The organism is Halomonas sp. 3H (genome assembly GCF_024206005.1).
In the GTDB taxonomy this organism is placed as follows: domain Bacteria; phylum Pseudomonadota; class Gammaproteobacteria; order Pseudomonadales; family Halomonadaceae; genus Halomonas; species Halomonas campaniensis.
On the sequence record NZ_CP100360.1, the window covers coordinates 644,383 to 670,658 of the forward strand.

Here is a 26,276-nt window from a genome sequence, read left to right on the forward strand (position 1 = left end):
ATGGCCCCGCAACATGATCCTCGTGAGAATCACCTGCTGTCGGCCCTTCCGAAGGATGTGTATGAGCGCCTGGCACCTCACCTCGAGTGGACCCGGCTGATGCTGGGGGATTCGCTGGTCGAATCGGGACAGGTCATGCGCCATGTCTACTTCCCGACGGATTGCATCGTCTCGCTGCTGTGCGTCATGGAAGATGGCGATTCGACGGAGATCGCCGTTGTCGGCGCCGAGGGCATCGTCGGCATCTCGCTGTTCATGGGCGGCGAAACCACGCCTAGCCGTGCCATCGTGCAGAGTGCCGGGGGCGCCTATCGCCTCAAGGGGCAGGTGCTGATGGAGGAGTTCGATCGCGCGTCGACGCTTCAGCACCTGCTGTTGCGCTACACCCAGGCCCTGATCACCCAGATGGCCCAGACGGCGGTATGCAATCGGCATCACTCCCTGGATCAGCAGCTGTGTCGCTGGCTGCTGTTGAGTCTGGATCGCCTGCCGACCAATGAGCTGGTCATGACCCAGGAGCTGATCGCCAACATGCTTGGCGTACGTCGAGAGGGCGTCACCGAGTCGGCCGGAAAGCTGCAGAGGGCCGGCCTGATTTCCTATCATCGTGGGCATATCAGCATTCTGGACAGGGCCGGGCTGGAAGCACGGGTCTGTGAATGCTATTCAGTGGTCAAGCGGGAGTACGAGCGGCTGCTGAACCCCAAGCGCTGCAGGGAGTGATGTCCCTTCAGCGAAGCGGAAAACGGCGTGGCCTGGGTGCTGCCCCACGGGTCCGGTGCCCCGGGGTATCCCCCGGGGCTGGCGAGAAAATCCCGGGGAGGTAACAAGAGAGCGGGGGCACCAGGTGCCCCCGCTCTCTTCGGGTAGGATCAATCTTCGGGTTGGATCAATCGCGCTCATACGTGGGCGATTCACGCAGCGTGTCTTCGTCAATGTCGGTGTAGAACACTGACTCTTCGTCTTCCACGGTGTGCTCCACGTGTTCCCAGCTCAGGCCCACGTCCTGCCCGCCGAGCCCCAGGAAGGCTCCTGTCTTGACCACGACGCCGACCATGCGGCCATCATTACCGATGACCAGGTCCTGGATCTCGCCAATTTCCTCATCGGAACGGCGGTGCTTGAGGGTCTTGCCGATGATGTCGTCCGCGTAGAATGCGCCAGCGGGCTTGCCGCTCATCTGCTGCCCACCGGCACGCTGCTGCTCTGCATGCTGCTGGCCGGCTTGCTGCTCGGCGTCTTCCTTCATGGCATCATGCTTGTCGGCCATTGTGATCGTGCTGAAGGACAATGCCGGGACAATGGCGGCAGAAAGGAGGAGTGCTGTTAGTTTCTTCATGGGGGTATCTCCACGGGTGTATGGGGATTCTCCCGACCCAGGCGGGCGAGAGAGCCGTTCCCTTTTCGCGGGAATGCCATCTCATGATGGCCATGAAAGGGCGGCCTGTCGGTGCGCTGCCACACACGGCATCATCAATTCCTTCTGGAGATGGCCTCGATCTCCTCGGAGGATGAAGGCGTGCCGGAGCGCCGGATATCACGGGTTACCGACGACGCGTCAGGGCCGAGTAGAGCACGCCGGCTACAAAGGCGATGCCTATCGATACAAGCGGTTTCTCGCGGACGAAGCCGGTGATACGCTCAAGCGTATCGTCGGCCCGCTGCCGCCCATGGGCGGCTGCACCCCGCACGTGCTCATCGGCATGGGAGGCCTGCTGCCGAGCGTACTCCTCGGCCTTGCCCGCGGTCTGAGCGGCCCTGTCCACTGCTTCGTGTGCCTTGCCTGCCACCCGATCGGTGGTTTCGTGTTCGCCTGTTTTCATCATGGTCACATCCTCGTTATTCGCTATCCAGACGGGCAGATCATGCGCCGTCAGCCATGACGATCATCGCCGCCCATGGTCTCGATGAGGTTCCGGGGAGCGACGTCGTCGGTCCAGATCGTGGTGGGGAGCCGGCTTTTCACATGCCTGCCGAGCGTGAGGAGGAACGCCGTCAAGGGGACGGCGAGGATCATGCCCACGACGCCGCCAAGCGCAGTCCCCCAGAACAGGATCGAGATCACGACCAGGGCCGGATGCAGCCCCGAGCGGTCGGCCATGATCTTGGGAGTGAGCAGCACGCTCTCAACCAGTTGCGTGACAGCGATGACCGCCAGCACCAGCATGACAAGCTGGGTGCCGCCATCGGGTTGAAAATAGGCGATGGGCAGCACGGTGATCACGCCGACGATGAAGCCAAGGTAGGGCACGATGTTCAGCAGCCCCAGGGCGATGCCGATGAAAATGGCCGCCTCCAGCCCGATGATGGTAAAGCCGATCGCCATCATGACGCCCATGATCAGTGCGATGGTCAGTTGACCGCGGAAGAAAGCGGTCACGTAGTCGATAAAGATCTGGCCCAGATACAGCACCTCGTTCTGCCTCTTCTGCGTGAACAGAAACAGCATGCCCTTGGCTTGTGCCTTCAGGCGATCGCCGGAGAGCAGCGCGAAGAAGAGGTACAGGGGAACGAAGCCGAGTCCCAGCAGGAAGCCGAGGTAGGCCATGGTGCGGTCGGCGGCTTCCTCTGCATCCGGGAGCATCGACTGGATCTCCATTTCGGTGATGGCATCTTCCAGGACCGGCAAGGCTTTCGGGAAGCGGGCCGACAGGCTTTCGTGACCGCGCTGGGCTATCTCAGGCACGGACTGGAAGAATTGACTGCCCTGATAGATGGCCGTAGGCAGGACCAGCACCATTAGCGTAAGAAACAGGCCGAGGAGGATCACGAACAGGGAAGCCACGGCGCCAAGCCGGTTCATTCGCAAATGACGCTCGAAAAGCTCCACGACAGGGAACAGCACCAGGGCCATGACCCCGGCGATGGCCAGGGGAAAGATCAGGGCATGCAGGGCGCCGATGATCCGCCCTAGAGCCCAGATGATGACGCCAATCATGCTTGCCAGGATGACGGAACTCAGGGCGAGAAGGGTGTACCGGAGTAGTCGCTTCTCGCCGGGGGTAAAGTCGAGCTGCGGTATCTTCTCGGAACTCATGGGCTGTCTTTACCGTCGATGCAGGATCCCGTCATCGCCGCCGCGGCCATCCGTGGATGGCGGGCATGCAAGGCCCGAGCTTCCGACCCCTTCTGGATCAGGAGGTCAGCGCGCGATGAAAGGAAAGGTCATTCAAGCCTAGGCGAGGGCGAACGATCTTTCGGTGCGCTACCCCACAGAGCTGTCGTCTTAGGCCCCGGCTGGACTGGCCGCCCGAACGTTGGGGCGGCATGAGTTGGGCAGCGCACAGACCAGACCTTGCGCCTGGGCTAGTCTGGCATCATCACCTTTCGCCCACAGGGATGAAGGGTGAGGGTAAGTGCCCGGTTGGATTGATCACAGGAGGTCGCCCATGAGCAGTCATCAGGTCAAGGATGGTGTGAAAAAAGAGAAGGAAAAGGGGGGTGCCGACAGCAAGCGAAAGGAGCAGAAGGGTCAACATGAGAAGCGTGGTGGCAAGGTCGGTGCCGTGCTGAAAGATATCAATGAAAATCCCAGGAGAGAGAAGAAATGAACGAGTCAACGATGCAGTCCAGGGCCGGCCATGTCACCACCGATGACAACCTGTCCGGCGCCACCCTTCTGAGCGCCACTACAATTACCGGGGATGACATCTTTAATATGAAGGATGAAAATCTCGGCAAGATCCAGGACATCATGCTCGATATGGAGGAGGGGGCAATACGCTATGTCGTCTTGGCCACGGGTGGTTTTCTGGGCATGGGGGACCGTCTGTTCGCCATTCCATGGAAGGCCTTGCAGCATGACCCGACGAACCGGCGCTTCCTGCTCGATGTGGAAGTCGACCGCCTGAAGAATGCGCCAGGATTCGACAAGGACCAATGGCCGAACATGGCGGATCCCACCTGGAACTCGACCGTCGAGACATTCTATACTCGGTGATTGATTGGCTCAGTAAGCTGAGTCGGGAAGGTCCGGATGGCATCGACCATCCGGATCAACCGTGCCGGAAATCCTCTCTTCTGGCCTGGTCTTCATGATTTCAGATCCTTGCGCAGGGCTTGTTCCAGTTCCTTGGTTGCCGTGATGTCGACAAGAGTGATCACCACCCCGTCGATCACATTATCCAGTCGGCGGTAGGGCATGATTCGCACCGTAAACCAGCGACCGTCTGTCGCGAGAATCTGCTTCTCGGAAAATTCCAGGGTGCTCAGGGTGGTGAGCGCATCATCGTGAAGCTCGGGATACAGGAGGCTGGTGGTGAGATCGCTGAGGGGGCGCCCGACATCGCTTTCACGGATGTTGATGATCTTCGATGCCCTTTCGGTGTAGCGGCGAACGTTCAGGTTCTGGTCGAGAAAGACGATAGCTATCTCGATGCTGTTGAGCAGGTTCCTCATGTCGCTCTGCGCCAGGGAGAGGTCGTCGAGCTTGGTCTGCATTTCCGCATTGATGGTCTGCAGTTCCTCGTTCATGGACTGCATTTCCTCTTTCGACGTGGTCAGCTCCTCGTTGGTCGACTGCAACTCTTCGTTGGTCGATTGAAGCTCCTCATTGGCCGACTGCAGCTCCTCCCGGGATGCACGGTTTTCCTCCCGCAGCGCCTGGATCTCATCCTGATAGTGCCGAAGCTCCCTGTCACGAGACGGTGGCCTGGCTGTCGACTTCGCGTTCTTGCGAGATGGCGCGACATGAGGCGGGGCGACGTCGCGGAACACGATCATCGTCATCCCGCGCAGGGCGGTGGGCTCCCGCAGCGCCTGTACGGTGATGTCGACGCGCTGCAGGGTCCCGCCGGGCAGCGGTATCTCCAGGCCCTGCAGCTGAACGGCTTCGTTCTGGCTGGCGGCCTGGCGCAGGGCGCTGGCAATGGGCGTGCGTAGCCCTTCCCGTACCATGGCGTGAAAATTCCAGTTGGCCTTGCCGGCGGCGGGTTCCAGGTACTTTCCGGTGCGCCCGCTGATGTAGACGATATCCCCCTCACCGTTGACCACCACCGCGGCGGGAGCGTAGACCTGCAGCAACACCTGGTCGGCTGCCGCCTGCAGATTGTCACCGGTGCGAGCGGACGAGGGGCTGGGTGGCACGGGAAGCTCCTTGGCTATCCAGGTCAGGGGGGGGAAGGACTTGACCGGCAACCGCATGTCGCGGCTCTCCGCATTGTCCTGGCGCAGGTAGATTCGCAGCTTGGACTGAAGGGGGGCAAACAGCTGGCTGTGGCGCCCTACCGTCTCCGAGCTCCCCAGTACCAGTACACCTCCGGCGCGCAGGCTGTAGTGAAACAGGGGGATGAGCTTGCGCTGCAGGGTCTGGTCGAAGTAGATCAGCAAGTTACGACACGAGATCAGATCGAGGCGCGTGAAGGGGGGATCCAGCACCACGTCCTGCTGGGCGAACAGCACCAGGTCGCGGATATCCCGGTTGATCTGATAGCCATCGCCCTGAGCGCTGAAAAAGCGTGCCAGGCGTTCTGCCGAGACACTGCTGCTGATGCCGGCCGGGTAATGGCCGCGTCGAGCCGTGGCAATGGCATCCGGACTCAGGTCGGAGGCGAAGATCTGCAGGCTGAAGTCATGAGGGCGAGGCAGCTTTTCCAGCGCCTCGACGAAGATCATGGCCAGGGAGTAGGCCTCTTCACCGGTCGAGCAACCCACCACCCAGACACGCAGGTGATGATCGCGCCGCTGTCGGGCGAGCAGCGCCGGCAGCGTGGTAGCGGCCAGATACTCCCAGACCGGGGCATCCCGAAAGAAGCTGGTCACCCCGATGAGCACTTCCTTGAACAGCAGGTCGATTTCCTGGGGGTTGTGTTCGAGGAAATCCGCATAGTGCGTCAGGGTGTCGATTTCGTGGATCGCCATGCGACGCTCCATGCGGCGGTTCAGGGTGCTCCGCTTGTAGAGCGAGAAGTCGTGGCGGGTTCGCTGCTGTAGCAGCCGGAGTATCCGCGTCAGGGGCGATGATTCCGCCCCGGGCGCTGCTCCTGGCTCTCCCGATGGCCCGGGGGACGCGCCCGTGGCGGGTACCTGGGCAATGCAGGCCAGGATGCGGGCGGGCAGGTCGCCAGGAGGGGCGATGATATCGGCACAGTGGGCGGCGATGGCGCTCTTGGGCATGGCATCGAACTGGGCGGTGTCGGGCTGTTGCACGGCCGTGAGGCCGCCTACCGCCTTGATCGCCTGCAAGCCCAGGGTGCCGTCGGCCCCCATGCCGGAGAGTACGACCCCGATAGCCGCTTCCCCCTGCGCACGGGCCAGGGAAGAGAACAGCACGTTGATCGGCAGACGCATCCCCCGGGGCTCCATGGGCCTTGCCAGGTTCAGCACGCCGTCGACAACGCTGAGCTCGGTGTTTGGCGGAATCACATACACGCAGTCAGGCTCGATGGGCATGCCCTGTGCCGCTTGCCGGACCGACATCGGGGTGATGCGCTGGAGCAGTTCCGCGAGCAAGGCCCGATGGGTGGGGTCGAGATGCTGCACCACCACATAGGCCATGTGGCTATGGGGCGGAATCCGGGCAAGGAACTCTTCCAGCGGCGCCAGTCCCCCGGCAGAGGCGCCGATGCCGAGGATGCGCACCCCCTCCGGAGGGGGCGTGGATGTCTGGTCAGGCGTCGAGGTTGTCATGGCATGGAGCGGTTAGGGAGTGGGGGCCGCACCGTCGCGATCGCAGCAGGCCAGCAGGATATGCTCGCGCCCTGGTGGGGTGGATGCCAGTAATCGTACGTGTCGGGAACCCTTTGCGCATCCCCCCGTCTCGGCCACGCAGCCGTCGCGGATGCCGCCCTGTGCGACACGCTGTAGCAGGTCGCGCAGGCCCGGACGGCTCTCCGGGCGCAGGAAGACGTCGATGGGATGCCCGGCAAGATCGTCACCTGCCACGCCAAGGAGCTCCGCGGCGGCAAGATTGCCCTGAATCACCTTGCCCTCCATGTCGACGAGAAAATAGGCAAGCGGGGCAGAATCGTAGAGCTCCCGGTAAAGCCTCAGATCCTCGATGAGTGCCTGCTCGTTCCCGGCGAGCGCCTCGTTCTGCAAGTCCAGTTCCACCTGGTGAACCTGGAGTTCATGAAGAAGCTTGAGGGCGTCTTCTGCGTTGTCGGGATTGCTGGACAGCCGGTGAAGAAGGCTCAGGGCGTCAACGCCCAGCGACCAGTGACTCGCTGTCGATGTCGTGCCCGCTTGCAACTCTGCTTCGGCCTTGTCCCTCAGCTGTGTGAAGATGCTGGATTTGTCAGTAGCTTTGGGCATGAGGGACTCCAATATGATCCTCGGATACAGTTGTATGGTAGCTTATCCCGACAGGGGTTAGTATGAAATTTTCGGCTATTGTCGGGGTGTGCGTATGTTTCCATTCAAGAGTCTGAGAGGTTGCTGTTTAGGACCTGATCGTGCCTATTGTAAGTGGTGTTGTGTCGCTACTCTAATGGGGGGTTCTAGTCACTGTTTCAGAGCGTGGGGATAAAGAGGGTGGTGGGCGACCGCGAGATGCGAACTATGTCGCGTCCATTGAAATTACGGCAATTCAGGTTTCGATGTTTTATGGAGTGATTATAAAATTTATAGTGATCGGTTGGTTTGGGAAGGCCCAGTTTTATAGGAATATGTTTTGGCGCCCAGATTATTGAGTCTGTCCGCAACGGGCCCCGACAACCATCGCAAAGGATGTCGTCTATCTAGCGGTCTCGATCAGCGCGGTGTACGTCGATACAGATACGCATACCATCAGCCTGGCGTTGCGTAGATTGGCTTTGAACGCGAAATGAACATGTCCCCCAGTACCGGAATTGAGCCGATCAGGGTATCTAGCGCGACGTTCGGCACCATGCGCCGGAGCAGCCTGGAGGGCACTCCTTCGCGCGCCGCCAGTGCGACGATATAGAACGACACCCCCGGCCGTCGCGAAATCGCCGACCACTGGGACCAGCCCGATGAACTCGTCGACCCGATGCGGAAACTGCCGGGCAGAGGGACCGAACTTTCCATCGGCCGCGCGAGCCGATGCATGCGCGTGCGAGGGGCGTCGGTCCGGCGTGTTAGCTGGTGACATAGGCGGAGCGCTGGCGCAACGCCGTGTTCATCGCCTGGCGATGATCCATACGGCGTGAACGATGCCGGGAATATAGCCGAGCAACGTGAGCAGAATGTTTATCCAAAAATGCTTGCCGATGCCTTCCTGTAGGAAGACGCCCAGCGGCGGCAGGAAGATCGCGATGATGATGCGTAACAGGTCCAATGGCTGGTGCTCCTGGGTGTGATGGGATGCCGATTGGGCATCGAGCGTGGCCGCTCGCAAACGGGTCAAGAGACACTCAATGTTGACCCATCAGGCGCGAAGTCTAAGTACGACACCCGCATTCGTCAGATGCTAATGCAATGCCTGGCGCCAGTGCGCAGCACCAGTCAGTGCTTTGATTTCAGCATGTCGCCGCGCGGGTTCTCTTCCCGCGCCGCCCCAATTGCGAATGTAGCCTTCTTTACTTTCACGGGGGCAGTTCTAATGGCAGCCCGAGTGCGTCGAACCCTGGTTCTCGTGGTAACTTCTTGAGGTGAGGAGGTTGAGGCTATTCATCTCTCCGCCCAGAGGAAGAAGTTTTGCATATGACCGATCACTTTTTTTGGAGAGATGCGCTTGATGTCCTTGAGTTTTCCGGTTCTATACGTAGCGAGAAGTCGTGGTGTTCAAGTGTTCTCGGGAACCGTTGGCGTCATGCTCAACCGAGGGAAGATGATCAGTGTCATACGATGGGGGGATCGCTGTCGCGAGCCAGATAACGGTGAGCCGCGACCACATCGATGAATGCCGGTGCGATCTCGGCCGTATCGACGGCGTCAGCCATGAGGATCCCCTCGTCTTCATCCAGGACGGATCCGAGGCCGGCCGATTCCAGAAGCTCCCTTCCGGCACCCAGCGCGAGAATCGGCTTGCAGTGCCTGAACTGGTCGATAATGAACGCCATGGTATGCCCGTTGCCTGCGAGGGCCCGAATCGCCTCGCTGCCATCAGGCACCACCAAGGCATCGAACAGGAAACCGGGCGAATTCTCCATCGACCTGTTTGCCTCTATCTTCTCGCCTGAATCGCCGACGAACATGCCGACGCGCGGCCCCACGAAATGAACCACGGCGCCCGCGTCGGTCAGCGCTTCATGAAGGCTGACAAGCGACGCATGATGGACGCCCTCCTCGACCAGCACGGCAATCTGTCGGGTTCTGATACCGCATTCGCCCGGTAGCGCCATCAGCGACAAGGCCCGAGAGACGGTGACTTCAGGTGCTTCTGGCTCGGCGATAGCCTTAGGCATTGGCTCGGGCACCGTCATGCCCAAGCCGACTGCGACCTCTGCGGCCAGTTCCCGTGACACGTTTACCAGCGAGGACAACATCCGTTCGCGTATGGCGGTGACGCCGACCTTGCTCAGCTCGAAGCGGAAGGCGGCAGCAATATGGGCTCTCTCGACAGCCGTCTGACTCTCGAGGAACAGCGTTGCTTGCGCATAATGTTCGGCAAATTTCTCAGGCTTCCCGCGGACCTTGTCGTCGGTGATGGCCGCGGGGAAGGAGACGAATCCGGTGGTGCCGGCCTGGAAGGGGCAGCCACCCGCCAATGAGTTCGGCTCGTAGGCAACGCGGCCACGATGCAGCGCCTGACGATGCATGCCATCGCGCTGGTTGTTCTGCACCTGGGCAAGCGAGGAATTGATCGGGATCTCGTGGAAGTTGGGGCCGCCGAGTCGCGTGATCTGCGTATCCGCGTAGGAGTGTATTCGGCCGGCCAGCAGCGGATCATTGGAGAAATCGATGCCCGGGATGATATGTGCCGTACAGAACGCGACCTGTTCGGTTTCCGCGAAGAAATTGTCGGGGTTGCGATTAAGAATCATGCGCCCTACGGGAGTGACTGGCACAAGTTCTTCCGGTATTAACTTGGTCGAGTCGAGCACATCAAAGCTGAAGCCATCAGCCTGACTCTCGGTGAATATCTGCAGCCCAAGTTCCCATTCGGGAAAATCACCCGATTCGATGGCCTCCCACAGATCACGCCGATGGAAATCAGGATCGGCACCCGAGATCTTGACGGCTTCATCCCAGAAAAGTGAGTGGGTGCCCTGGATCGGCTTCCAGTGGAACTTGCAGAAAACCGATTCTCCCTTCTGGTTAATCAGACGGAATGTGTGCACGCCAAAGCCCTGCATCATTCGAAAGCTGCGCGGTATGGCACGATCTGACATTACCCACATCAGCATGTGAGTGGATTCCGGCATTAGTGAAACAAAGTCCCAGAAGGTGTCGTGAGCCGATGCCGCCTGAGGCATGCCGTGATGGGGTTCCGGCTTCACGGCATGGACCAGATCGGGAAACTTCATCGCATCCTGAATGAAGAACACCGGCATGTTGTTTCCGACCAGGTCCCAGTTGCCTTCGTCGGTATAGAATTTCACCGCGAAGCCACGCACGTCACGCGCAGTATCCTTAGAACCTCGTTCGCCGGCCACGGTGGAGAAGCGCACGAAGACGGGTGTCACCTTGCCCTTTTCGGCGAACGGGGCCGCTTTCGTGTATTCGGTCAAGGCGTCGTAGGCTTTGAAGTAACCGTGGGCCCCCGAGCCGCGTGCATGGACGATACGCTCAGGGATGCGTTCATGATCGAAATGCGTGATCTTCTCCCGTAACACGAAATCTTCGAGTAACGATGGCCCGCGCAATCCGGCTTTCAAGGTGTTCTGATTGTCGCCAATACCAACCCCTTGATTGGTCGTCAACGGTCGATCACTTGGGTCGACCCTGACCCGGCCGAGCGACGCAACCGTCGCGTTCGTGCCGAGCCGTGCGGCGGTACCGGTTTTCGCGGATTCGGTATCCTCGGTCCTGGTGCTCGCTGTCAAGGCGCTGGAGTCCGGCGCTATGGTCTCTCCGGTGGGTGGCGCCACGGCATTATCGTGACCGTGCTCGAGCTCGATGTTGCTGTTGTAGGGCATCGCGGCGACCAGCCCGTCGCTTGCGCGGGCCTGCTCGGCGACGATGTCGTTGGTTCTGAGTATCCCCCCGGCGATCTGCGTTGATTCCTCGGATTGATCGCCTTTGCCGTTTCCGCGCGACGACCGGGCTGGTTTTTTGTTCGTGGCCATGATGGTTCTCGGGAAAAGTGGGAAATGTGAACAGTCTCGATAGCGCTGGTACCGCTGGCTATGATCCTTATTACTGCCGCTGGCGATGGGCGTCTGTGCGATAACGCACACGTGCGCCGCGCTGGACGCGCTGAACTTGCCTCGGTCATCTTTCTCCACTTCTTCACTCGGTGCGGTAGCGCACCGACTCGGCGAGTGCCGTGGGGTGAAGCTCGCCGATGGACAACACAGCAAGGCGTCGTCGGGAGTCGCCGGTGGACTTGAAAAGCGGTTATCCGTTCTGGGCGGTCAAGAATGGCCTGATGTATGCCTTCCCGCAGCTCGATGCCGACCTGAACTGCGACGTGGCAGTGGTCGGCGCTGGCATCACCGGTGCGCTGATCGCCGATGAGCTGGCTGGCCATGGCCATGACGTCGTTGTACTCGATCGGCGCGACGTATGCTGGGGCAGCACATCGGCCAGCACCGCCTTGCTCCAGTATGAAATTGATACCCACGCGACAGATCTCGCCAGACGCTACGACCAGGCCTCAGCGCTCCTGGCGTATCAATCCAGTTTGCGCGCGATCACCGAGATCGAGGCAGTGGCCCATGCCGTCGGTGATGTCGATTTCGCCAGGTGTGACAGCCTCTACTACGCCAGCAATCGTGCTGATCATCCGCGCTTGGCTGACGAACTGGCCTGGCGGAAACAGCACGGCTTCCCGGTTCGCTGGTTGAGCCGGGCCGCGCTCCAAAACGAGTACGGGCTGACTGCGCCGGCCGCCATCCTCAGCTCGGTGGCCGCTCGGGTTGACCCCTACCGGCTCGCCTCACGACTCCTGGACAGGATGCAGCGAGCCGGCACGCGCGTGTTCGATCGCACGCAGGTGGTATCCATCGCGGCGAGCGCGCGTTCGGTAAAGTTGACCACCGACGGAGGCCGGTCGATCAGGGCCGGGCACGTCGTGATGGCCAGCGGCTATGAAGCACAATGCTGGTTGCGCCAGCGTGTCGCGAAGAACCTCAGCAGCTACGCCTACATCAGCGACCCCGTCGATCCCGCCACGCTGGGCTGGATGGCCAGCACACTACTGTGGGAGTCCGCACGGCCCTATCTGTACCTGCGCTCCACCGGCGATGGACGGCTGCTGGTCGGTGGCGAAGACGACGACCGCGACATTCCGGCGCGCCGAGATCGGTCGGTCGAGCGCAAGGCGGCCACCCTGCAGCGCAAGGTCGCCCGGCTGTTGCCTCGCATAGAAGCGCAGCCGGCGTTTGCCTGGGCAGGCACGTTCGCTGAAACCAGAGATGGTCTGCCGCTGTTCGGTCGCCATCCTCAGTACGGGCCACGGGTTCTGTTCGCGCTTGCCTATGGCGGGAACGGCATCACCTACAGCATGCTCGGCGCCGGATTGCTGCGCGCGCAGATTGAACGCCGTTCTCATCCATTGACAGCACTGTTCTCCTTTGCACGGTTGGCACGTCATTGACCGGGAGGCCAAACACCATGTTCTGGGTTATCAGTGGCACTGTGCTGGCCACGAGCTTGATGCTGGTGGCGCTGCAGAACTTCAAGACCCCCGAGGAAGTCGTGGATCGCAAGGTTGAGCATCGTTATGTGGTTTCCGATCCGCAGTTTCGGCGCGAGATGTCTGTCCTGCTGGGCCCGTCGATAGTGACCGGAAATAAAGTGACCGCTCTGCAAAATGGTGACGAGATCTTCCCTTCGATGCTGCAGGCGATTCGTTCTGCCCAGACGTCGATAACCTTCGAGACGTTCATCTACTGGTCCGGTGACATTGGGGATGAGTTCTCGCAAGCGCTGGCTGATCGGGCTCGCGCGGGCGTGCCTGTCAGCGTCATCATTGACTGGGTCGGCAGCACCAGGATGGATCAGTCGCTGCTCGACGCCATGCGGGACGCCGGTGTGCAGCTGCATCGCTATCGGCCGCTGCACTGGTACAACCTTGGTCGGATGAACAACCGCACCCATCGCAAACTGCTCGTGGTCGATGGCCGTATCGGGTTTACCGGAGGGGTAGGCATTGCGGATCAGTGGGCGGGCGATGGTGGCGCTCCCGAGCACTGGCGGGACACCCATTTCCGGATTGAAGGGCCAGTGGTGGCGCAGTTGCAAGCGGCCTTTAATGACAACTGGATCAAGGCCACGGGCGAAGTGCTGAACGGTCCGACCTACTTTCCTGCTCTGCAGGAGGAAGGGGAGGAGGACGCACACGTCTTTGTTGCTTCGCCATCCGGCGGGAGCGAGAGCATGCATCTGATGTATCTGCTTGCTATCGCGGCGGCGGGAGCGACGATCGACCTGGCGGCGTCCTACTTTGTACCCGACAGGCTGCTGGTCGAGGCCTTGATCGCTGCTCTAGGTCGCGGCGTTCGCGTGCGCATCATGCTGCCTGGCCCCTATATGGATGCGCTAACGGTCAAGGTTGCCTCCAAGGCCGATTGGGGCACGCTGCTGCATGCTGGTGCCGAGATCCATGTCTATCAGCCGACCATGCTGCACACCAAGCTACTTGTCATCGATGGCGAATTTGTATCGGTGGGTTCAACCAATGTCGACATGCGTTCGATTCGACTCAATGATGAGGCGAGTCTGAATATCTACAGCAGCGACTTCGCCACTCAGATGACGGTTGTGTTCGAGGAAGACTTGCTGGCGGCTGAGCCGTATTCTCTTGAGCAATGGAAGGACCGTCCGCTGCGCGAAAGGCTTTCCGAAATGATTGTGCTGCCAATCAGATCACAGCTCTGAGTTAGGTTTGGTACCGCACAGACCATGCATGGAGTATCAGCTATGGTGGTAGCGGGACTCCCTCTTCAATCTGCATCACTACAAGGGGGGGGGGAGGAAAAGGCATGCTCAACAGTTGCTTGGAGGTCGGGACATGAACAAGAACCAAGTGGAAGGTCGTGCCAAGGAGGCGAAAGGCAAGGTCAAGGAGACGGTCGGCAAGATGACCGGCAACAAGGAGATGGAGTACAAGGGCAAGGCCGAGAAGCAGGGCGGCAAGGTAGAAGCCAGCTACGGCGATCTCAAGCGCGACATCAAGAAGTCAGTGGAGTGATCGGTTCGACGGCATCCTCGATGCACCGGGGTGAGCCCGCCCGGTAACACGCAGAGCGGGATTCCCGTTGCCGCTTTCGGCTGGCGCGACCTCGACGAGGTCGCGCCAGCCGGTCTGCTACAAGAGAGGGTCGAAATCGACCGCGTTGATATCCTGGCTCATCAGGTCATCGTCGCCCTCGGCAGCGTGCCTGTCAGGTTCTTCGGGGGATGTCCTGGCGGGCGTCTCGTGCGGTACTTCGGGCAGGCGTTCTGGCGAGAAGGGGTAGCCGTGCTGCTGTTCCCCGGGCTCGCGGTCGGGCATTTGTGTGAACGTCGTGAACGTGGCGTTGGTGGGGGCGGTGTGCTGGATGGGGGTTGGCATGGTGACCTCGCGTCACTGTCCGGCCTTCACGGTGTCGTGAAGCATCAGTAAGCCATGATGACGCCGTGGCAGGCTGTCGTCGGTGCGCTGGCACACCATCGGCACCGAGGCCGACTGGAACCCGTCGTGGCCTTGACCCCGCCGGGCCCCATGGCATACCCGGAGGCTTTTTGGCCGAGACTGGTCAACAGACGACCATTCTGGTCTAGAATAGAGGTTCGGGTCGACCACGGCGAGAGACGCATGGGTTGACCCCAGGCGTATCGTCCGCGCGGAGCGCGCGAGCCACGATGCACCCGATCATGCAGGGGGAGCCCCTGCCAGTCACAGTGGTAGACACGATGACGATCATGACTTCCCGTGCCGATGTGCGTGAGCACCTGACGCGCACCTACTGCCCCACCCGGATTCCCGCCGAGGACGAGGCACGCATCGAGGAGATCAAGCGGCTCCTCGAGGCCAACAACGCCGTTCTGGTGGCCCACTACTATACCGACGACGCCATCCAGCAGCTTGCCGAGGAGACCGGCGGCTGCGTGGCCGACTCCCTGGAGATGGCCCGCTTCGGCGCTCGCCACGAGGCCGACACCCTGGTGGTGGCCGGGGTGCGCTTCATGGGCGAGACCGCCAAGATCCTTTCGCCGGAGAAGCGTGTGCTGATGCCGACCCTGGAGGCGACCTGCTCGCTGGATCTGGGCTGCCCGGCGGACGAGTTCGCTGCCTTCTGCGACCAGCACCCCGACCGCACCGTGGTGGTCTACGCCAATACCTCGGCGGCGGTAAAGGCGCGCGCCGACTGGGTGGTGACCTCGTCGATCGCCGTGGAGGTGATCGAGCACCTCCAGGCGCGGGGCGAGAAGATCCTGTGGGCCCCGGACAAGCACCTGGGCGGCTACATCCAGAAGAAGACCGGCGCCGACATGCTGCTGTGGGACGGGGCCTGCATCGTCCACGAGGAGTTCAAGGCCAAGGGCGTCGAGGACCTCAAGGCGCTCTATCCCGAGGCCGCCGTGCTGGTGCATCCGGAGTCGCCGGCCGCGGTAGTGGAACTGGCCGACGTGGCGGGCTCCACCTCCCAGCTGATCAAGGCGGCCAAGGAGTTGCCCAACGACAAGCTGATCGTCGCCACCGACCGCGGCATCTTCTTCAAGATGCAGCAGGCGGTGCCGGAGAAGACTCTCTTCGAGGCTCCTACTGCGGGCAACGGTGCCACCTGCCGGAGCTGTGCCCACTGCCCGTGGATGGCGATGAACGCCCTGGACAACCTGGCCGACGCCCTGCGCCACGGCAGCGGCGAGATCTTCGTCGACGCCGCGCTGCGCACCGCCGCGCTCAAGCCGCTGGAGCGGATGCTGAATTTCCAGAAATAGCGCCGAGCGCCCAGCTTCAGGCGCCCAGCCGCTCAATGACGGGCGGAAGGTGTCGAGGATGAAAACGGGAAACCCCGTCGGTTCAAGCCGGCGGGGTTTCTGGTTGACACCAGCAGTGATGGCAACATCATCCGGCTCGGCGCTCGGCGCTAGAACTTCTCCAGCGTCTCCCGATAGCCGATGAACGCCTCGCGGCGCTGCTCGATGCGCGCCGAGGCCGCGCCGTCCCCCTCCCGCTGCGCCACCTGCTTCGCCACGTCGAGCTGGCGGATCGCCTCGCTGATGCGGCCGGTCAGCTGCATCTGTTCGGCCCGGGCCAGGTGGCCCCAGGCCTCGCGGCCGCTGCGGCCGGCGGCCTCGGCCAGCAGGGTGAACACCTGGGGATCCTCGGGGCGCTGGTCGGCGAGCTCGCGCAGCACCCGCCAGGCCTCGTCGGGGTCGCGCTGCAGTAGCGCCTCGCCCAGCACCCGGCGGGCCGGCACGTGCCCCGGCATCAGCCTCAGCTGGCGCCGGCTGCGCGCGATGGCGTCGTCGTAGCGCCCGGCCTCGAAGGCCACCATGGCGGCCGAGGCGGGCAGCAGGGCGAGGTCGGGCAGCTCCCGCGCCAGGCCGTCCAGCCGGCGCAGCGCGGTATCGGTATCACCGCGCCCGGCCACGATCAGGGCCTCCAGGTAGCGGCGGGCCGGCTCCGGGGCGCCATCCTGCTGCAGCCGAGTGGCGGCCTGCTGCGGGTCGCGGGCGTGGATGGCGAGCAGGGCGCGGGCGCGTATCAGGTGGTACTGGATATCCTCGTCGCGGGGGCGACTCACCGCGAGTTGGCCGGCGCGGTCCTGGGTGTCGCTGATGCGCGATTCGGTCACCGGGTGGGTGAGCAGGAACTCCGGCGGGTTGCCGCCCTGCAGGCTGGCCATGCGCTGCATCGCGCGGAACATGCGGACCATGGCCTCCGGGTCGTAGCCGGCCTGGGCCATGGCCTGCAGGCCGATGCGGTCGGCCTCCTGCTCGAAGCGTCGCGAGTAGGCCAGCTGATCCTGGATGAAGGCCGCCTGGGAGCCCATGGCCACGCCGATGCCGGCATCGCCCCCGCCGGCGGCGGCGATCAGCATGCCGGCCAGCATGGCGGCCATGGCCGGCACCTGGGTCTGCTCGGCGCGGGCCTTCCCGCGGGCGAAGTGGCGCTGGGAGAGGTGGCCCAGCTCGTGGGCCAGCACCGAGACCAGGGCCGCCTCCTCCTCGGCGAAGGCGAACAGCCCTGCGTTGACGCCGACCACCCCGCCGGGCACGGCGAAGGCGTTGAGCTGCCGGCTATCGACCAGGGCGACCAGGGTGGTGGAGCCGCCCAGGCCGCTGTGGGGAAGCAGCCGCGCGACCAGCGACTCCACGTACGCCTGGGCGAGGGGGTCCTGCCACTGGGGGGCTCGCGCCCGGAACTGGCGCAGCCAGGCGCGCCCCAGCTCGAACTCCTCGCCGCTGGCGGCCTGGCTGTCGGCGCTGGAGAGGCTCGGCAGCCCGGCATCGCTGCTCCACCGGGAGTCGGTCCACTGGGCGGTGGCGGGGAGCGCCAGGGCCAGGCACAGCGCGCCGGCGGCAAGGCGGGGGACGAGTCGACGCGGCATGGCATCCTCTTTCGTGGGGCAAGGCGGGGGGCGGGCTTCTCCATCCGACATTGATTCGGCCTGCAAAGTGCCTTTAAATCTCAAGGGGTTTCGCGCTCGCCTCGCCGAGGCGGCGACGCCCATCCTCTGCATTCTCCCGGGAGACAACATGGCTGTGCAACCTGATGACGTGCTCGACGCGCGCGGTCTTCCCTGCCCCCTGCCGCTGCTCAAGGCCAAGCAGGCCCTGGCCCGCCTCGCGCCCGGCCAGCTGCTGGAAGTGATGGCCACCGACGCCGGCTCCTGGCACGACTTCGAGACCTTCGTCGCCCAGAGCGTCCATGAGATGCCGGCCAGGGAGGAGCGTGGCGACGTCTACCACTACTGGATCCGCAAGGGCGGGGAGCGCGCTTCATGACCCTGCGGGCCGTCTTCAAGGGCTGGGTCGACCACTACTTCTCCGACGAGGAGGCGGTGATCCTGCTGGTGGTGCTGGTGCTCGGCTTCACCGCGGTGATCTTCCTCGGGCGCATGCTGGCTCCCTTCCTCACCGCCCTGGTGATCGCCTTCCTGCTGCAGGGGGCGGTGAGCTGGCTGGAGCGCCGCCATGTGCCCCACCTGCTGGCGGTGACCCTGGTGTTCCTGGGCTTCATCGGCATGCTGCTGGCGCTGGCTTTCATCCTGATGCCGCTGATCTGGAACCAGCTGGTGGGGCTGGTGCAGGAGACGCCGCGCATGTTCGCCAGCGGCCAGCAGCTCCTCGACGACCTGCAGGAGCGCTACCCCCAGCTGATCACCCCGGACCAGATCCAGAACTGGATCGCCGTGGCCGGGCGCGAGATGACCCAGTTCGGCCAGCGGGCCCTGACCCTGTCGCTGGCCTCGCTGGGCAACGTGCTGGCGCTGATCATCTACCTGGTGCTGGTGCCGATCCTGGTGTTCTTCCTGCTCAAGGATCGCGAGACCCTGGTGGGCTTCACCCTCTCGCTGCTCCCCCAGAAGCGCGCCCTGATGACCCGCATCTGGAACGAGATGGACGACCAGATCGCCAACTACGTGCGCGGCAAGTTCATCGAGATCATCATCGTCGGCACCGTCGCCTTCCTGACCTTCGCCTTCTTCGGGCTGCCCTACTCGGCACTGCTGGCGGTGCTGGTGGGCTTCTCGGTGCTGGTGCCCTACATCGGGGCCGCGGTGGCCACCCTGCCGGTGGCGGCGGTGGCCGGCTTCCACTTCGGCATGACCGACGAGTTCCTCTATGTGGTGATCGCCTACGGCATCATCCAGGCGCTGGACGGCAACGTGCTGGTGCCAATCCTGTTCTCCGAGGCGGTCAACCTGCATCCGGTGTCGATCATCGTGGCGGTGCTGTTCTTCGGCGGGATCTGGGGCTTCTGGGGGATCTTCTTCGCCATCCCCCTGGCGACCCTGCTCAAGGCGCTGGTCTACGCCTGGCCCCGGGGCATCAAGCGCCACCGCCAGGAAGAGGCGGTGGCGCCGCTGGCCGAGGAGTGACGGGGGCCGCACACTGGGCCCCCGCCGGGCCCTCTCGGGGCTCGATTCAGCCGGCGTGCAGCGCCTGGGCGGCCTCCAGCACCTCCTGGGCATGCCCCGGCACCTTGACGCCGCGCCACTCCCTGGCGAGCCGGCCCTCGGCGTCGATCAGGAAGGTGCTGCGCTCGATCCCCAGGTGCTCCTTGCCGTAGAGCTTCTTGAGCTTGATGACGTCGAAGATTCCGCACACCGTCTCGTCCTTGTCCGAGACCAGTTCGAAGTTGAAGTCCTGCTTGGCCTTGAAGTTCTCCTGGGCGCGAATGCCGTCACGGGAGACACCGAGGATCACCGTGTTGGCGGCGTCGAAGGCCGCCTTGCGATCCCGGAAGTCGCCGCCCTCGGTGGTGCAGCCGGGGGTGCTGGCCTTGGGGTAGAAGTAGACCACCACCTGCCGGCCCTTGAGCTCGGAGAGGGTGACCGTGGTGTCGCCGGTGGCGGTGGCGGTGAAGTGGGGAACGGGCTGGCCGATGCTGACGCTCATGGGGTGGCTCCTTGGCGGTGTGGGTCGAGCCCCGATTACACGCAACCGCCGCGGGCCTGTCAAAGTGGCGCGCCTTGCTGTACAGGCTCTGGCCGCCTGAGTACCATCTACCCCTTGGCATGGGCGCCATCGTCCGTTGGCGTGTCCCCGTCCCCGGAGGGCGGCAGTCGCAGTCGTCGTATCGCGGAGTTGCATCGAGAGGAATGAGAGGATGATCACTGGCAGTATCGTCGCCCTGGCGACGCCGATGAAGGTCAATGGCGACATCGATTGGGAGGCGCTGCGCCGCCTGGTGAACTTCCACCTCGACAATGGCACCGACGGCATCGTGGCCGCCGGCACCACCGGCGAGCCCACCACCATGTCGTTTGCCGAGCACTTCGACGTGATCCGCGCCGTGGTCGAGGAGGTCGACGGTCGCATCCCGGTGATCGCCGGGACCGGGGCCAACGCCACCTCCGAGGCCGTCGAGCTGGCGCGCTATGCCAGCGAGGTGGGGGCCGACTACTGCCTGTCGGTCTGCCCCTACTACAACAAGCCGACCCAGGAAGGCCTCTATCGCCACTTCAAGGCGGTGGCCGAGGGCAGCAAGCTGCCGGTGATCCTCTACAACGTGCCGGGGCGCACCGCCAGCGATCTCTACAACGAGACCGTGATGCGCCTGGTCGAGGTCGACAACATCGTCGGCCTCAAGGATGCCACCGGCAACCTGGAGCGCGCCGAGGACCTGATCGCCCGCCTCAAGGGCAGCGACTTCATGCTCTATTCCGGCGATGACGGCACCGCCTGCGACTTCATGCTGATGGGCGGCCACGGCGACATCTCGGTGACCGCCAACGTAGCGCCCCGGGCGATGCATGACCTCTGTGTCGCCGCGGTGTCCGGCGATGCCGATCGCGCCCACCAGATCAACACCCGACTGATGCCCCTGCACACCAACCTGGGCATCGAGTCCAACCCGATTCCCGTGAAGTGGGCGCTCCACCGCATGGGCCTGATCGAGCCGGGCATCCGCCTGCCGCTCACCTGGCTCTCGGAGAAGTACCACTCCACCATCAGCGAGGCCCTGCAGCTGGCCGGACTGATCGACGACTGATCGGCGCCGCGCCGGAACCTGGAGAACTGGATGCAAGGTGGACGCATGAACTCTGCGCTGAAATGGCTCCCGCTGGTGGCGGCCATCGCCCTGGCGGGCTGTGCGCGCCCCGACGGCTACTACCACGATCGCAACGTCGACTACGCCGAGGCCCGTGGCAGCTCGCCGCTGGTCCTGCCCGAGACCCGTGACTCGCAGCGCTACCGCGATGCCATGCCGGTACCCGAGGCCGCCGGCGAGTTTCGTGCCCCGGACGGCCGCTTCCGGGCCCCCAGCCCGCAGCCGCTGGGCGCCGGCCGGGCCGTCGAGCGCGATTTCGTCGAACGCCGCGATATCGGCCGCGACAGCTGGCTGGTGATCGGCGCCGACCCGGGCAGCGTCTGGCCGCAGCTGGAGGACTTCGCCCGCACCCGCGGCCTCGGTGTGGTAGCCAGCGACTCCTCTCGCGGCGTGATCGAGACCCAGCAGGCGCGACTCAGCGTACGCCAGGGGCTGCGTGCCGGCGACAGCGAGGTCCGCTGCGACCAGGGCGGTGCCCCGGTGGCGGCCTGCCTGGAGGCTCTCGAGCAGTACTTCGGCGCACGCAGCGCCACGGCCAGCTCCTCCTCGCTGGCCGCCCAGCGGCTGGCCGGCGAGGAGCGCCTGCACCTCACGCAGCAGGGCGAGGAGTGGGTGGTGCAGGTGCCGCTGGACATCGACCGCACCTGGGCCGAGCTGAGCCATCAGCTGGAACTGGACTTCACCGTGGAGGATCGCCGCGAGCTGCTCGAGCGCGACCCCGAGGCCCATGACTTCCTGATCAGCTACATGACGGTCACCGAGCGCAACCGCAACCCGCTGCAGATCGTCTTCAGCCCGGACGTTCGCCAGATGCACCAGCAGATCCGCCTGGTGCTGGAGTCGGCGGGACCCGACCAGACCGTGTTGCGGGCGGAGAACGCCAGCGAGCGCGGCTTCAGCCCCGAGGACCAGCGCGAGCTGCTCGAGCGGGTGGCGGGCCTGCTGCGCTGATGGTCGAGCGGGTGGCCGAGGCCGCTCTCCCCGCCGGCGTCCTGCGCTTCGGCTCCCTGGGCAGCGGCAGCAAGGGCAACGCGACCCTGGTCAGCGATGGCGAGACCCACCTGCTGGTGGACTGCGGCTTCGGCCTGCGTGAGGCCGAGCGGCGGCTGGCCGATCTCGGCCTGCATCCCCGCCAGCTGGATGCCGTGCTGGTGACCCACGAGCACGGCGACCATATCCGCGGGGTCGGCCCCCTGTCGCGACGCCACGGCGTGCCGGTCTACCTGACCCCGGGAACCTGGGCCTCGGGCCGGCTGGGCGAGCTGCCCCAGCGTCACTGGATCACCCCCCAGGCGCGTTTCGCCATCAAGGGGCTGACCGTGGATCCGGTCACCGTGCCCCATGATGCCCGCGAGCCGGTGCAGTTCCGCTTCCATGGCGGGGGAGGGCGCTCCCTGGGGGTGCTGACCGATCTGGGCCACCCCACCGACCACGTGGCCGGGGCCTTCGCCGGCTGCGATGCCCTGGTGCTGGAGTGCAACCACGACGTGCGAATGCTCGCCGAGGGGCCCTATCCGCCGCGGCTGAAGCGCCGGGTGGGCGGGGACTGGGGCCACCTGGCCAACGCCCAGGCGGCGGCCCTGCTGGCGCGGCTGGGCCTGGACCGCCTGCAGCAGGTGGTCTGCTCGCACCTCTCCGAACACAACAATCGTCCCGAGCTGGCCCGGGAGGCCCTGGTGCCCCTGCTCGACGGCGATGAATCGCGGCTGAAGGTCGCCCGTCAGGACGAGTGCCTGGCGTGGCAGGTCATCGGCTGACCCGACATACTGTCACCACTTCCCCATTGTCACCCGCTTGCAGCCTCTGGAGGCTTCCATGGAAAAGCGTCACGAACTCTATGCCGGCAAGGCCAAGTCGGTCTTCGCCACCGATGACCCGGACCGCGTGGTCCTGCAGTTCCGCGATGACACCAGTGCCTTCGACGGTGAGCGCATGGAGTCGCTGACGCGCAAGGGCATGGTCAACAACTGCTTCAATGCCTTCATCATGGAGACCCTGGCCGCGGCGGGTATTCCCACCCACTTCGAGGCACGCCTCTCCGATACCGAGAGCCTGGTCAAGCGGCTCGAGATGATCCCGGTGGAGTGCGTCGTGCGCAATATCGCCGCCGGTGGCCTGGTCAAGCGGCTGGGCGTGGAGGAGGGCAAGACGCTCACGCCGCCGACCTTCGAGCTGTTCCTCAAGAACGATGCGCTGCACGACCCGATGATCAACGAGTCGCTGGCCGAGACCTTCGGCTGGGCCACGCCCGAGCAGCTGGCCGAGATGAAGGCGCTGACCTTCCGGGTCAACGAGGTGCTCAAGCAGCTGTTCGCCGACGGCGGCCTGCTGCTGGTCGACTACAAGCTGGAGTTCGGCCTGTTCCAGGGCCAGCTGGTGCTGGGCGACGAGTTCTCGCCGGACGGCTGCCGCCTGTGGGATGCGCAGACTCGCGAGAAGCTCGACAAGGACCGCTTCCGCCAGGGGCTGGGCGGCGTGATCGAGGCCTACGAGGAAGTGGGCCGGCGCATCGGCGTCAGCTTCGCCTGACCGCGTCGAAGCGCTGATCCGCGAAGGGCCCTGCGGGGCCCTTCGTCGTGTCCGGGGGCATTCACGCCGGCACGATCTCGACCACCTGCAGCCGCGTCTCCGTCCCTTCGGCCTGTGCCCGGAAGCGCACGTCCACGTCGCGCAGGCGCACGCCGTAGAGCCGTTCCTCGGCGCCGCGGCGATAGGCGGGACGCGGGTCCTGGGCCAGCACCTGGCCGATCAGCTCGCGCAGGGAGTCGCCATCCTCCCGCGCCGCCAGCGCCGCCTCGGCGATGGCCGAGAAGCCGACCGGCCGCCGGGGCGGCGCCTCGGAGGCGAAGCCGGCCCGCGCCTCGGGCCGCGATTCCGCCCAGGGCAGGTAGGGCTTGATGTCCAGCACCGGGGTGCCGCTGACCAGGTCGGCGCCACGCAACCGCAGGCGAACGCCGCGGCGGGTGTCGACCTCGAGGAGCTCGACCAGCGACAGCCCCAGGCGGTTGGGGCGGTGGGTGCTGCGGCTGGCGAACACCCCGACCCTGGCGTTGCCGCCGAGGCGCGGTGGGCGCACCAGCGGCGTCCAGCGTGAAGGGCTCTCGTGAAAGACGAAGGTGAGCCACAGGTGGCTGAAGGCCTCGATGCCGCGCACCGCCAGCGGGTCGTCGAAGGGCGGGGCAAGCACCAGGCTGGCCCGGGCCGCCGGGGCCAGCCCTGGCTGGCGGGGGATGCCGAACTTGTCGGGGTAGTCGCTCTCGATGACGCCGATCGGCGTCATGGCGAAGGAGGCAGGCGCAAGGGTGTCGGTCATGGCGCGATTATGCCTGGCGCTCGCTCGGCGGGCGAGGGGATTGGCCGCGGGCGCCGGCTTGTGTAGGCTCCGAGCAACAGCCATGCATCGGACAGGAGCGCCATGAGCCAGACCGCCAACGCCCCGCAGGGACCCGCTTCCGGGCCGCGCATCCTCTACCGCCAGGCGCGGGCGCGGGATGCCGCCGACCAGGCCGAGGTCTTCCACCACGCCGTGATGCAGGGGGCCATGGCTCGCTACAGCGTGGCCGAGCGGGAGGCCTGGGCCGGTGCCCTGCCGCGGGACGCCAGCGCCTGGGCCGCGCGCCAGGCGCTCTACACCACCCTGGTGGCGACCTGCGACGGGCGCTGCGTGGGCTTCCTCGAGCTGGACATCCCCCGCGGGCGCGTCGAGACCCTCTACGTCTGGCCGTCGCTGGCGCGGCGCGGCATCGGCGCGACCCTGCTGATCCACGCCGAGCGGCTGCTGCGCGAGCACGGCATCGCCCGCGTCACCATCGAGGCGAGCCTGGTGCTGGCCGAGGCACTCGCCCGGCGGGGCTGGAGGGAGGTCGGCGAGGAGTGGGTGGAGCGCGGCGGCGAACGGCTGTGCCGCAAGCGCTTCGAGAAGGCCCTCGCCCTGCTGGAGACCTGAGCGCTCAGTCGCCCTGTTCGACCAGCCGCATCGACAGGTCGATGGCCTTCAGGTCCTTGGTCAGGGCGCCGCTGGAGATGCAGTCGACGCCGGTCTCGGCAATGGCGCGCAGGGTGGTCTCGTCGACGTTGCCGGAGGCCTCCAGGGTGGCGCGGCCGGCGGTGCGCCGGACCGCCTCGCGCATGTCATCCAGGCTGAAGTTGTCGAGCATGATCACGTCGGCGCCCGCCGCCAGCGCCTGGTCGAGCTCGTCGAAGGTCTCCACTTCCACCTCCACCGGGGCCCGGGGCGAGATGTCCCGGGCCTCCCGGACCGCCGCCGCGATGCCGCCGCAGGCGGCGATATGGTTCTCCTTGATCAGGAAGGCGTCCCATAGCCCGAGGCGATGGTTGTGGCCGCCGCCACAGGTCACCGCGTACTTCTGCGCCAGGCGCAGCCCGGGCAGGGTCTTGCGGGTGTCGAGCAGCCGCACGCCGGTGTCCGCGATCAGGTCGACATAGTGGCGGGTGCGGGTGGCGGTGGCCGAGAGGGTCTGCAGCAGGTTCAGCGCCGCACGCTCCCCGGTGAGCAGGCTGCGGGCCGGGCCCTCGATCTCGAGGAAGGCCTGGCCGGCCTCGAGGCGGTCGCCGTCCGCGGCGTGCCAGCGCAGGGCGACGCTGGCATCCAGTCGACGGAACAGCTCGTCGACCCAGGCCACGCCGCACAGCACGCAGGCCTCGCGGGTGATCACCCGGGCCGTGGCGCGGTGCGCGGCGGGAATCAGCCGGGCGGTGATGTCGCCGGGCCCGACGTCCTCGGCCAGCAGGCGGGCGGCGCTGTCGCGGATCTCTTCGGCTAGGGCGTCCTGGTAATGCATGGCGGGGCGTCACTCTCGAGGTTGGGGCCTGGCGCGGCGGGCGCCGGAGTAGGCAATGAGCGTCAAGGGCGTTCATTATAGGGAATCCAGGCAGGCGACGTCAGGGGATCAGGATGCCGATCGAACAGGGATGGCTCGCGGGGGCGAGGCGGGTGCCGTCACCCAATTGCGACGCGCGGCCGAGCGGGGAGATCTCGCTGCTGCTGCTGCACTCCATCAGCCTGCCGCCGGGCGAGTTCGGCGGCGAGCATGTCGAGCGGCTGTTCACCAACCGGCTCGACCCCTGGGCTCACCCCTTCTTTGCCACCATCGACGGCCTGCGCGTGTCGGCCCACCTGCTGATCCGCCGCGATGGCGAGTGCGTTCAGTTCGTGCCCTTCCACCGCCGGGCCTGGCATGCCGGCCGGTCTCGCTGGCGCGATGGCGACAGGGAGCGCGTCGCCCTCAATGACTTCGCCATCGGTATCGAACTGGAGGGGGACGAGGTATCGCCCTATGCCGGGGCGCAATACCGGACCCTGGCGGCCGTGACCCGGCAGCTGCTGGCGGCCTATCCGGCGCTTGCCGAGCAACGCATCACCGGCCATGCCCATGTGGCCCCGCTGCGAAAGTCCGACCCCGGGCCGGCCTTCGACTGGGCCTATTTCCGCCAGACTTTGCGAAAGCTACGCACTCCGTGAGCGGTAACGCCAGCCGAGAGGGGGTCGGGAATGGCACGCTCGATTCATACGGTAGTTCGGCTACAAGCCCTTGTCCTT

At 64.8% G+C, this 26,276-nt stretch carries 28 protein-coding genes; 15 read left to right on the forward strand and 13 right to left on the reverse strand.

Going from position 1 to position 26,276, the window contains the following annotated elements; all coding sequences use genetic code 11:
- Entirely contained in the window at nt 1–723 is a 723-nt protein-coding gene (locus NFC98_RS03115) for a Crp/Fnr family transcriptional regulator (protein WP_254276708.1), read from the forward strand.
- Nucleotides 724–889: 166 nt separating this feature from the next.
- On the opposite strand, the gene NFC98_RS03120 is transcribed toward NFC98_RS03115, so the two are convergent.
- From NFC98_RS03120 to NFC98_RS03130, 3 genes are all read right to left on the reverse strand, one after another.
- Nucleotides 890–1,339, reverse strand: a complete 450-nt coding sequence (locus NFC98_RS03120; protein ID WP_254276709.1) for a PRC-barrel domain-containing protein — start codon at nt 1,337–1,339, stop codon at nt 890–892.
- Nucleotides 1,340–1,544: 205 nt separating this feature from the next.
- Complete coding sequence (locus NFC98_RS03125) at nt 1,545–1,826, reverse strand: YqjD family protein (protein ID WP_254276710.1); 282 nt, start codon at nt 1,824–1,826, stop codon at nt 1,545–1,547.
- Nucleotides 1,827–1,873: 47 nt separating this feature from the next.
- Nucleotides 1,874–3,037, reverse strand: a complete 1,164-nt coding sequence (locus tag NFC98_RS03130; protein WP_254276711.1) for an AI-2E family transporter — start codon at nt 3,035–3,037, stop codon at nt 1,874–1,876.
- Nucleotides 3,038–3,389: 352 nt separating this feature from the next.
- Here NFC98_RS03130 and NFC98_RS03135 point away from each other — a divergent pair, with 352 nt between their 5' ends.
- Both NFC98_RS03135 and NFC98_RS03140 read left to right on the forward strand, forming a co-directional pair.
- A complete protein-coding gene (locus NFC98_RS03135; RefSeq protein WP_254276712.1) occupies nt 3,390–3,551 on the forward strand; it encodes a hypothetical protein in 162 nt (53 codons plus the stop codon).
- Nucleotides 3,548–3,940 (forward strand): PRC-barrel domain-containing protein, encoded by a 393-nt coding sequence (locus tag NFC98_RS03140; RefSeq protein ID WP_254276713.1) that lies wholly within the window; start codon nt 3,548–3,550, stop codon nt 3,938–3,940. The genes NFC98_RS03135 and NFC98_RS03140 overlap by 4 nt, the downstream gene beginning before the upstream one ends.
- A gap of 92 nt (nt 3,941–4,032) precedes the next feature.
- Here NFC98_RS03140 and NFC98_RS03145 read toward each other — a convergent pair whose 3' ends face one another.
- The 5 genes from NFC98_RS03145 to NFC98_RS03160 form a co-directional block, all read right to left on the reverse strand.
- On the reverse strand, nt 4,033–6,579 hold the full coding sequence (locus NFC98_RS03145; RefSeq protein ID WP_254276714.1) for a chemotaxis protein CheB: 2,547 nt from the start codon (nt 6,577–6,579) through the stop codon (nt 4,033–4,035).
- A gap of 60 nt (nt 6,580–6,639) precedes the next feature.
- A complete protein-coding gene (locus NFC98_RS03150) occupies nt 6,640–7,251 on the reverse strand; it encodes a PAS domain S-box protein (RefSeq protein WP_254276715.1) in 612 nt (203 codons plus the stop codon).
- 474 nt (nt 7,252–7,725) lie between these two features.
- Complete coding sequence (locus NFC98_RS17995) at nt 7,726–8,007, reverse strand: DUF4112 domain-containing protein (protein WP_367948959.1); 282 nt, start codon at nt 8,005–8,007, stop codon at nt 7,726–7,728.
- Between the two features lie 70 nt (nt 8,008–8,077).
- The gene (locus NFC98_RS03155; protein ID WP_254277772.1) at nt 8,078–8,236 is read right to left on the reverse strand and encodes a YqaE/Pmp3 family membrane protein; all 159 of its coding nucleotides are present in this window, start codon (nt 8,234–8,236) and stop codon (nt 8,078–8,080) included.
- Between the two features lie 502 nt (nt 8,237–8,738).
- Nucleotides 8,739–11,129, reverse strand: coding sequence for a catalase (locus NFC98_RS03160; protein ID WP_254276716.1), 2,391 nt, complete (start codon nt 11,127–11,129; stop codon nt 8,739–8,741).
- Between the two features lie 218 nt (nt 11,130–11,347).
- On the opposite strand from NFC98_RS03160, the gene NFC98_RS03165 reads away from it, so the two are divergent.
- From NFC98_RS03165 to NFC98_RS03175, 3 genes are all read left to right on the forward strand, one after another.
- Nucleotides 11,348–12,601, forward strand: a complete 1,254-nt coding sequence (locus NFC98_RS03165; protein ID WP_254276717.1) for an FAD-binding oxidoreductase — start codon at nt 11,348–11,350, stop codon at nt 12,599–12,601.
- Nucleotides 12,602–12,618: 17 nt separating this feature from the next.
- Complete coding sequence (locus NFC98_RS03170; protein ID WP_254276718.1) at nt 12,619–13,884, forward strand: phosphatidylserine/phosphatidylglycerophosphate/cardiolipin synthase family protein; 1,266 nt, start codon at nt 12,619–12,621, stop codon at nt 13,882–13,884.
- Between the two features lie 133 nt (nt 13,885–14,017).
- On the forward strand, nt 14,018–14,197 hold the full coding sequence (locus NFC98_RS03175; RefSeq protein ID WP_254276719.1) for a CsbD family protein: 180 nt from the start codon (nt 14,018–14,020) through the stop codon (nt 14,195–14,197).
- Between the two features lie 117 nt (nt 14,198–14,314).
- Here NFC98_RS03175 and NFC98_RS03180 read toward each other — a convergent pair whose 3' ends face one another.
- Nucleotides 14,315–14,560: a hypothetical protein gene (locus tag NFC98_RS03180; protein WP_254276720.1), complete on the reverse strand. Its 246-nt coding sequence runs from the start codon at nt 14,558–14,560 to the stop codon at nt 14,315–14,317.
- Nucleotides 14,561–14,901: 341 nt separating this feature from the next.
- On the opposite strand from NFC98_RS03180, the gene nadA reads away from it, so the two are divergent.
- A complete protein-coding gene (nadA, locus tag NFC98_RS03185; protein WP_254276721.1) occupies nt 14,902–15,930 on the forward strand; it encodes a quinolinate synthase NadA in 1,029 nt (342 codons plus the stop codon).
- A 149-nt stretch (nt 15,931–16,079) separates the two neighbouring features.
- Here the strand turns inward: nadA and NFC98_RS03190 are convergent, their stop codons facing one another.
- A complete protein-coding gene (locus NFC98_RS03190) occupies nt 16,080–17,546 on the reverse strand; it encodes a M48 family metalloprotease (protein WP_254276722.1) in 1,467 nt (488 codons plus the stop codon).
- A 148-nt stretch (nt 17,547–17,694) separates the two neighbouring features.
- Here NFC98_RS03190 and NFC98_RS03195 point away from each other — a divergent pair, with 148 nt between their 5' ends.
- Nucleotides 17,695–17,943, forward strand: a complete 249-nt coding sequence (locus tag NFC98_RS03195; RefSeq protein ID WP_183330367.1) for a sulfurtransferase TusA family protein — start codon at nt 17,695–17,697, stop codon at nt 17,941–17,943.
- Nucleotides 17,940–19,040 carry an AI-2E family transporter gene (locus NFC98_RS03200; RefSeq protein WP_254276723.1) on the forward strand — a complete coding sequence of 367 codons (1,101 nt, stop codon included), beginning with the start codon at nt 17,940–17,942 and terminating at the stop codon, nt 19,038–19,040. Before NFC98_RS03195 ends, NFC98_RS03200 begins: the two co-directional genes overlap by 4 nt.
- A 46-nt stretch (nt 19,041–19,086) precedes the next feature.
- On the opposite strand, the gene NFC98_RS03205 is transcribed toward NFC98_RS03200, so the two are convergent.
- The gene (locus tag NFC98_RS03205; RefSeq protein WP_254276724.1) at nt 19,087–19,560 is read right to left on the reverse strand and encodes a peroxiredoxin; all 474 of its coding nucleotides are present in this window, start codon (nt 19,558–19,560) and stop codon (nt 19,087–19,089) included.
- Nucleotides 19,561–19,771: 211 nt separating this feature from the next.
- Between NFC98_RS03205 and dapA the strand changes: the two genes are divergently transcribed.
- Genes dapA through purC form a run of 4 tightly spaced genes read left to right on the forward strand, consistent with a single transcriptional unit; the run spans nt 19,772 to nt 23,245 of the window.
- Nucleotides 19,772–20,656 (forward strand): 4-hydroxy-tetrahydrodipicolinate synthase, encoded by an 885-nt coding sequence (gene dapA / locus NFC98_RS03210; protein WP_254276725.1) that lies wholly within the window; start codon nt 19,772–19,774, stop codon nt 20,654–20,656.
- Between the two features lie 45 nt (nt 20,657–20,701).
- A complete protein-coding gene (locus NFC98_RS03215; RefSeq protein ID WP_254276726.1) occupies nt 20,702–21,667 on the forward strand; it encodes a lipoprotein, NlpB in 966 nt (321 codons plus the stop codon).
- Nucleotides 21,667–22,473 carry an MBL fold metallo-hydrolase gene (locus NFC98_RS03220; RefSeq protein ID WP_254276727.1) on the forward strand — a complete coding sequence of 269 codons (807 nt, stop codon included), beginning with the start codon at nt 21,667–21,669 and terminating at the stop codon, nt 22,471–22,473. The genes NFC98_RS03215 and NFC98_RS03220 overlap by 1 nt, the downstream gene beginning before the upstream one ends.
- 58 nt (nt 22,474–22,531) lie before the next feature.
- Nucleotides 22,532–23,245 (forward strand): phosphoribosylaminoimidazolesuccinocarboxamide synthase, encoded by a 714-nt coding sequence (gene purC, locus NFC98_RS03225; protein ID WP_254276728.1) that lies wholly within the window; start codon nt 22,532–22,534, stop codon nt 23,243–23,245.
- Nucleotides 23,246–23,306: 61 nt separating this feature from the next.
- Here purC and tsaA read toward each other — a convergent pair whose 3' ends face one another.
- Nucleotides 23,307–24,029, reverse strand: a complete 723-nt coding sequence (tsaA, locus tag NFC98_RS03230) for a tRNA (N6-threonylcarbamoyladenosine(37)-N6)-methyltransferase TrmO (protein ID WP_254276729.1) — start codon at nt 24,027–24,029, stop codon at nt 23,307–23,309.
- Nucleotides 24,030–24,131: 102 nt separating this feature from the next.
- On the opposite strand from tsaA, the gene NFC98_RS03235 reads away from it, so the two are divergent.
- The gene (locus NFC98_RS03235) at nt 24,132–24,662 is read left to right on the forward strand and encodes a GNAT family N-acetyltransferase (RefSeq protein WP_254276730.1); all 531 of its coding nucleotides are present in this window, start codon (nt 24,132–24,134) and stop codon (nt 24,660–24,662) included.
- Between the two features lie 4 nt (nt 24,663–24,666).
- Here NFC98_RS03235 and nadC read toward each other — a convergent pair whose 3' ends face one another.
- Entirely contained in the window at nt 24,667–25,518 is an 852-nt protein-coding gene (gene nadC, locus NFC98_RS03240; protein ID WP_254276731.1) for a carboxylating nicotinate-nucleotide diphosphorylase, read from the reverse strand.
- 113 nt (nt 25,519–25,631) lie between these two features.
- Here nadC and ampD point away from each other — a divergent pair, with 113 nt between their 5' ends.
- A complete protein-coding gene (ampD, locus tag NFC98_RS03245) occupies nt 25,632–26,198 on the forward strand; it encodes a 1,6-anhydro-N-acetylmuramyl-L-alanine amidase AmpD (RefSeq protein ID WP_254276732.1) in 567 nt (188 codons plus the stop codon).
- The last annotated feature ends 78 nt before the right edge of the window (nt 26,199–26,276 follow it).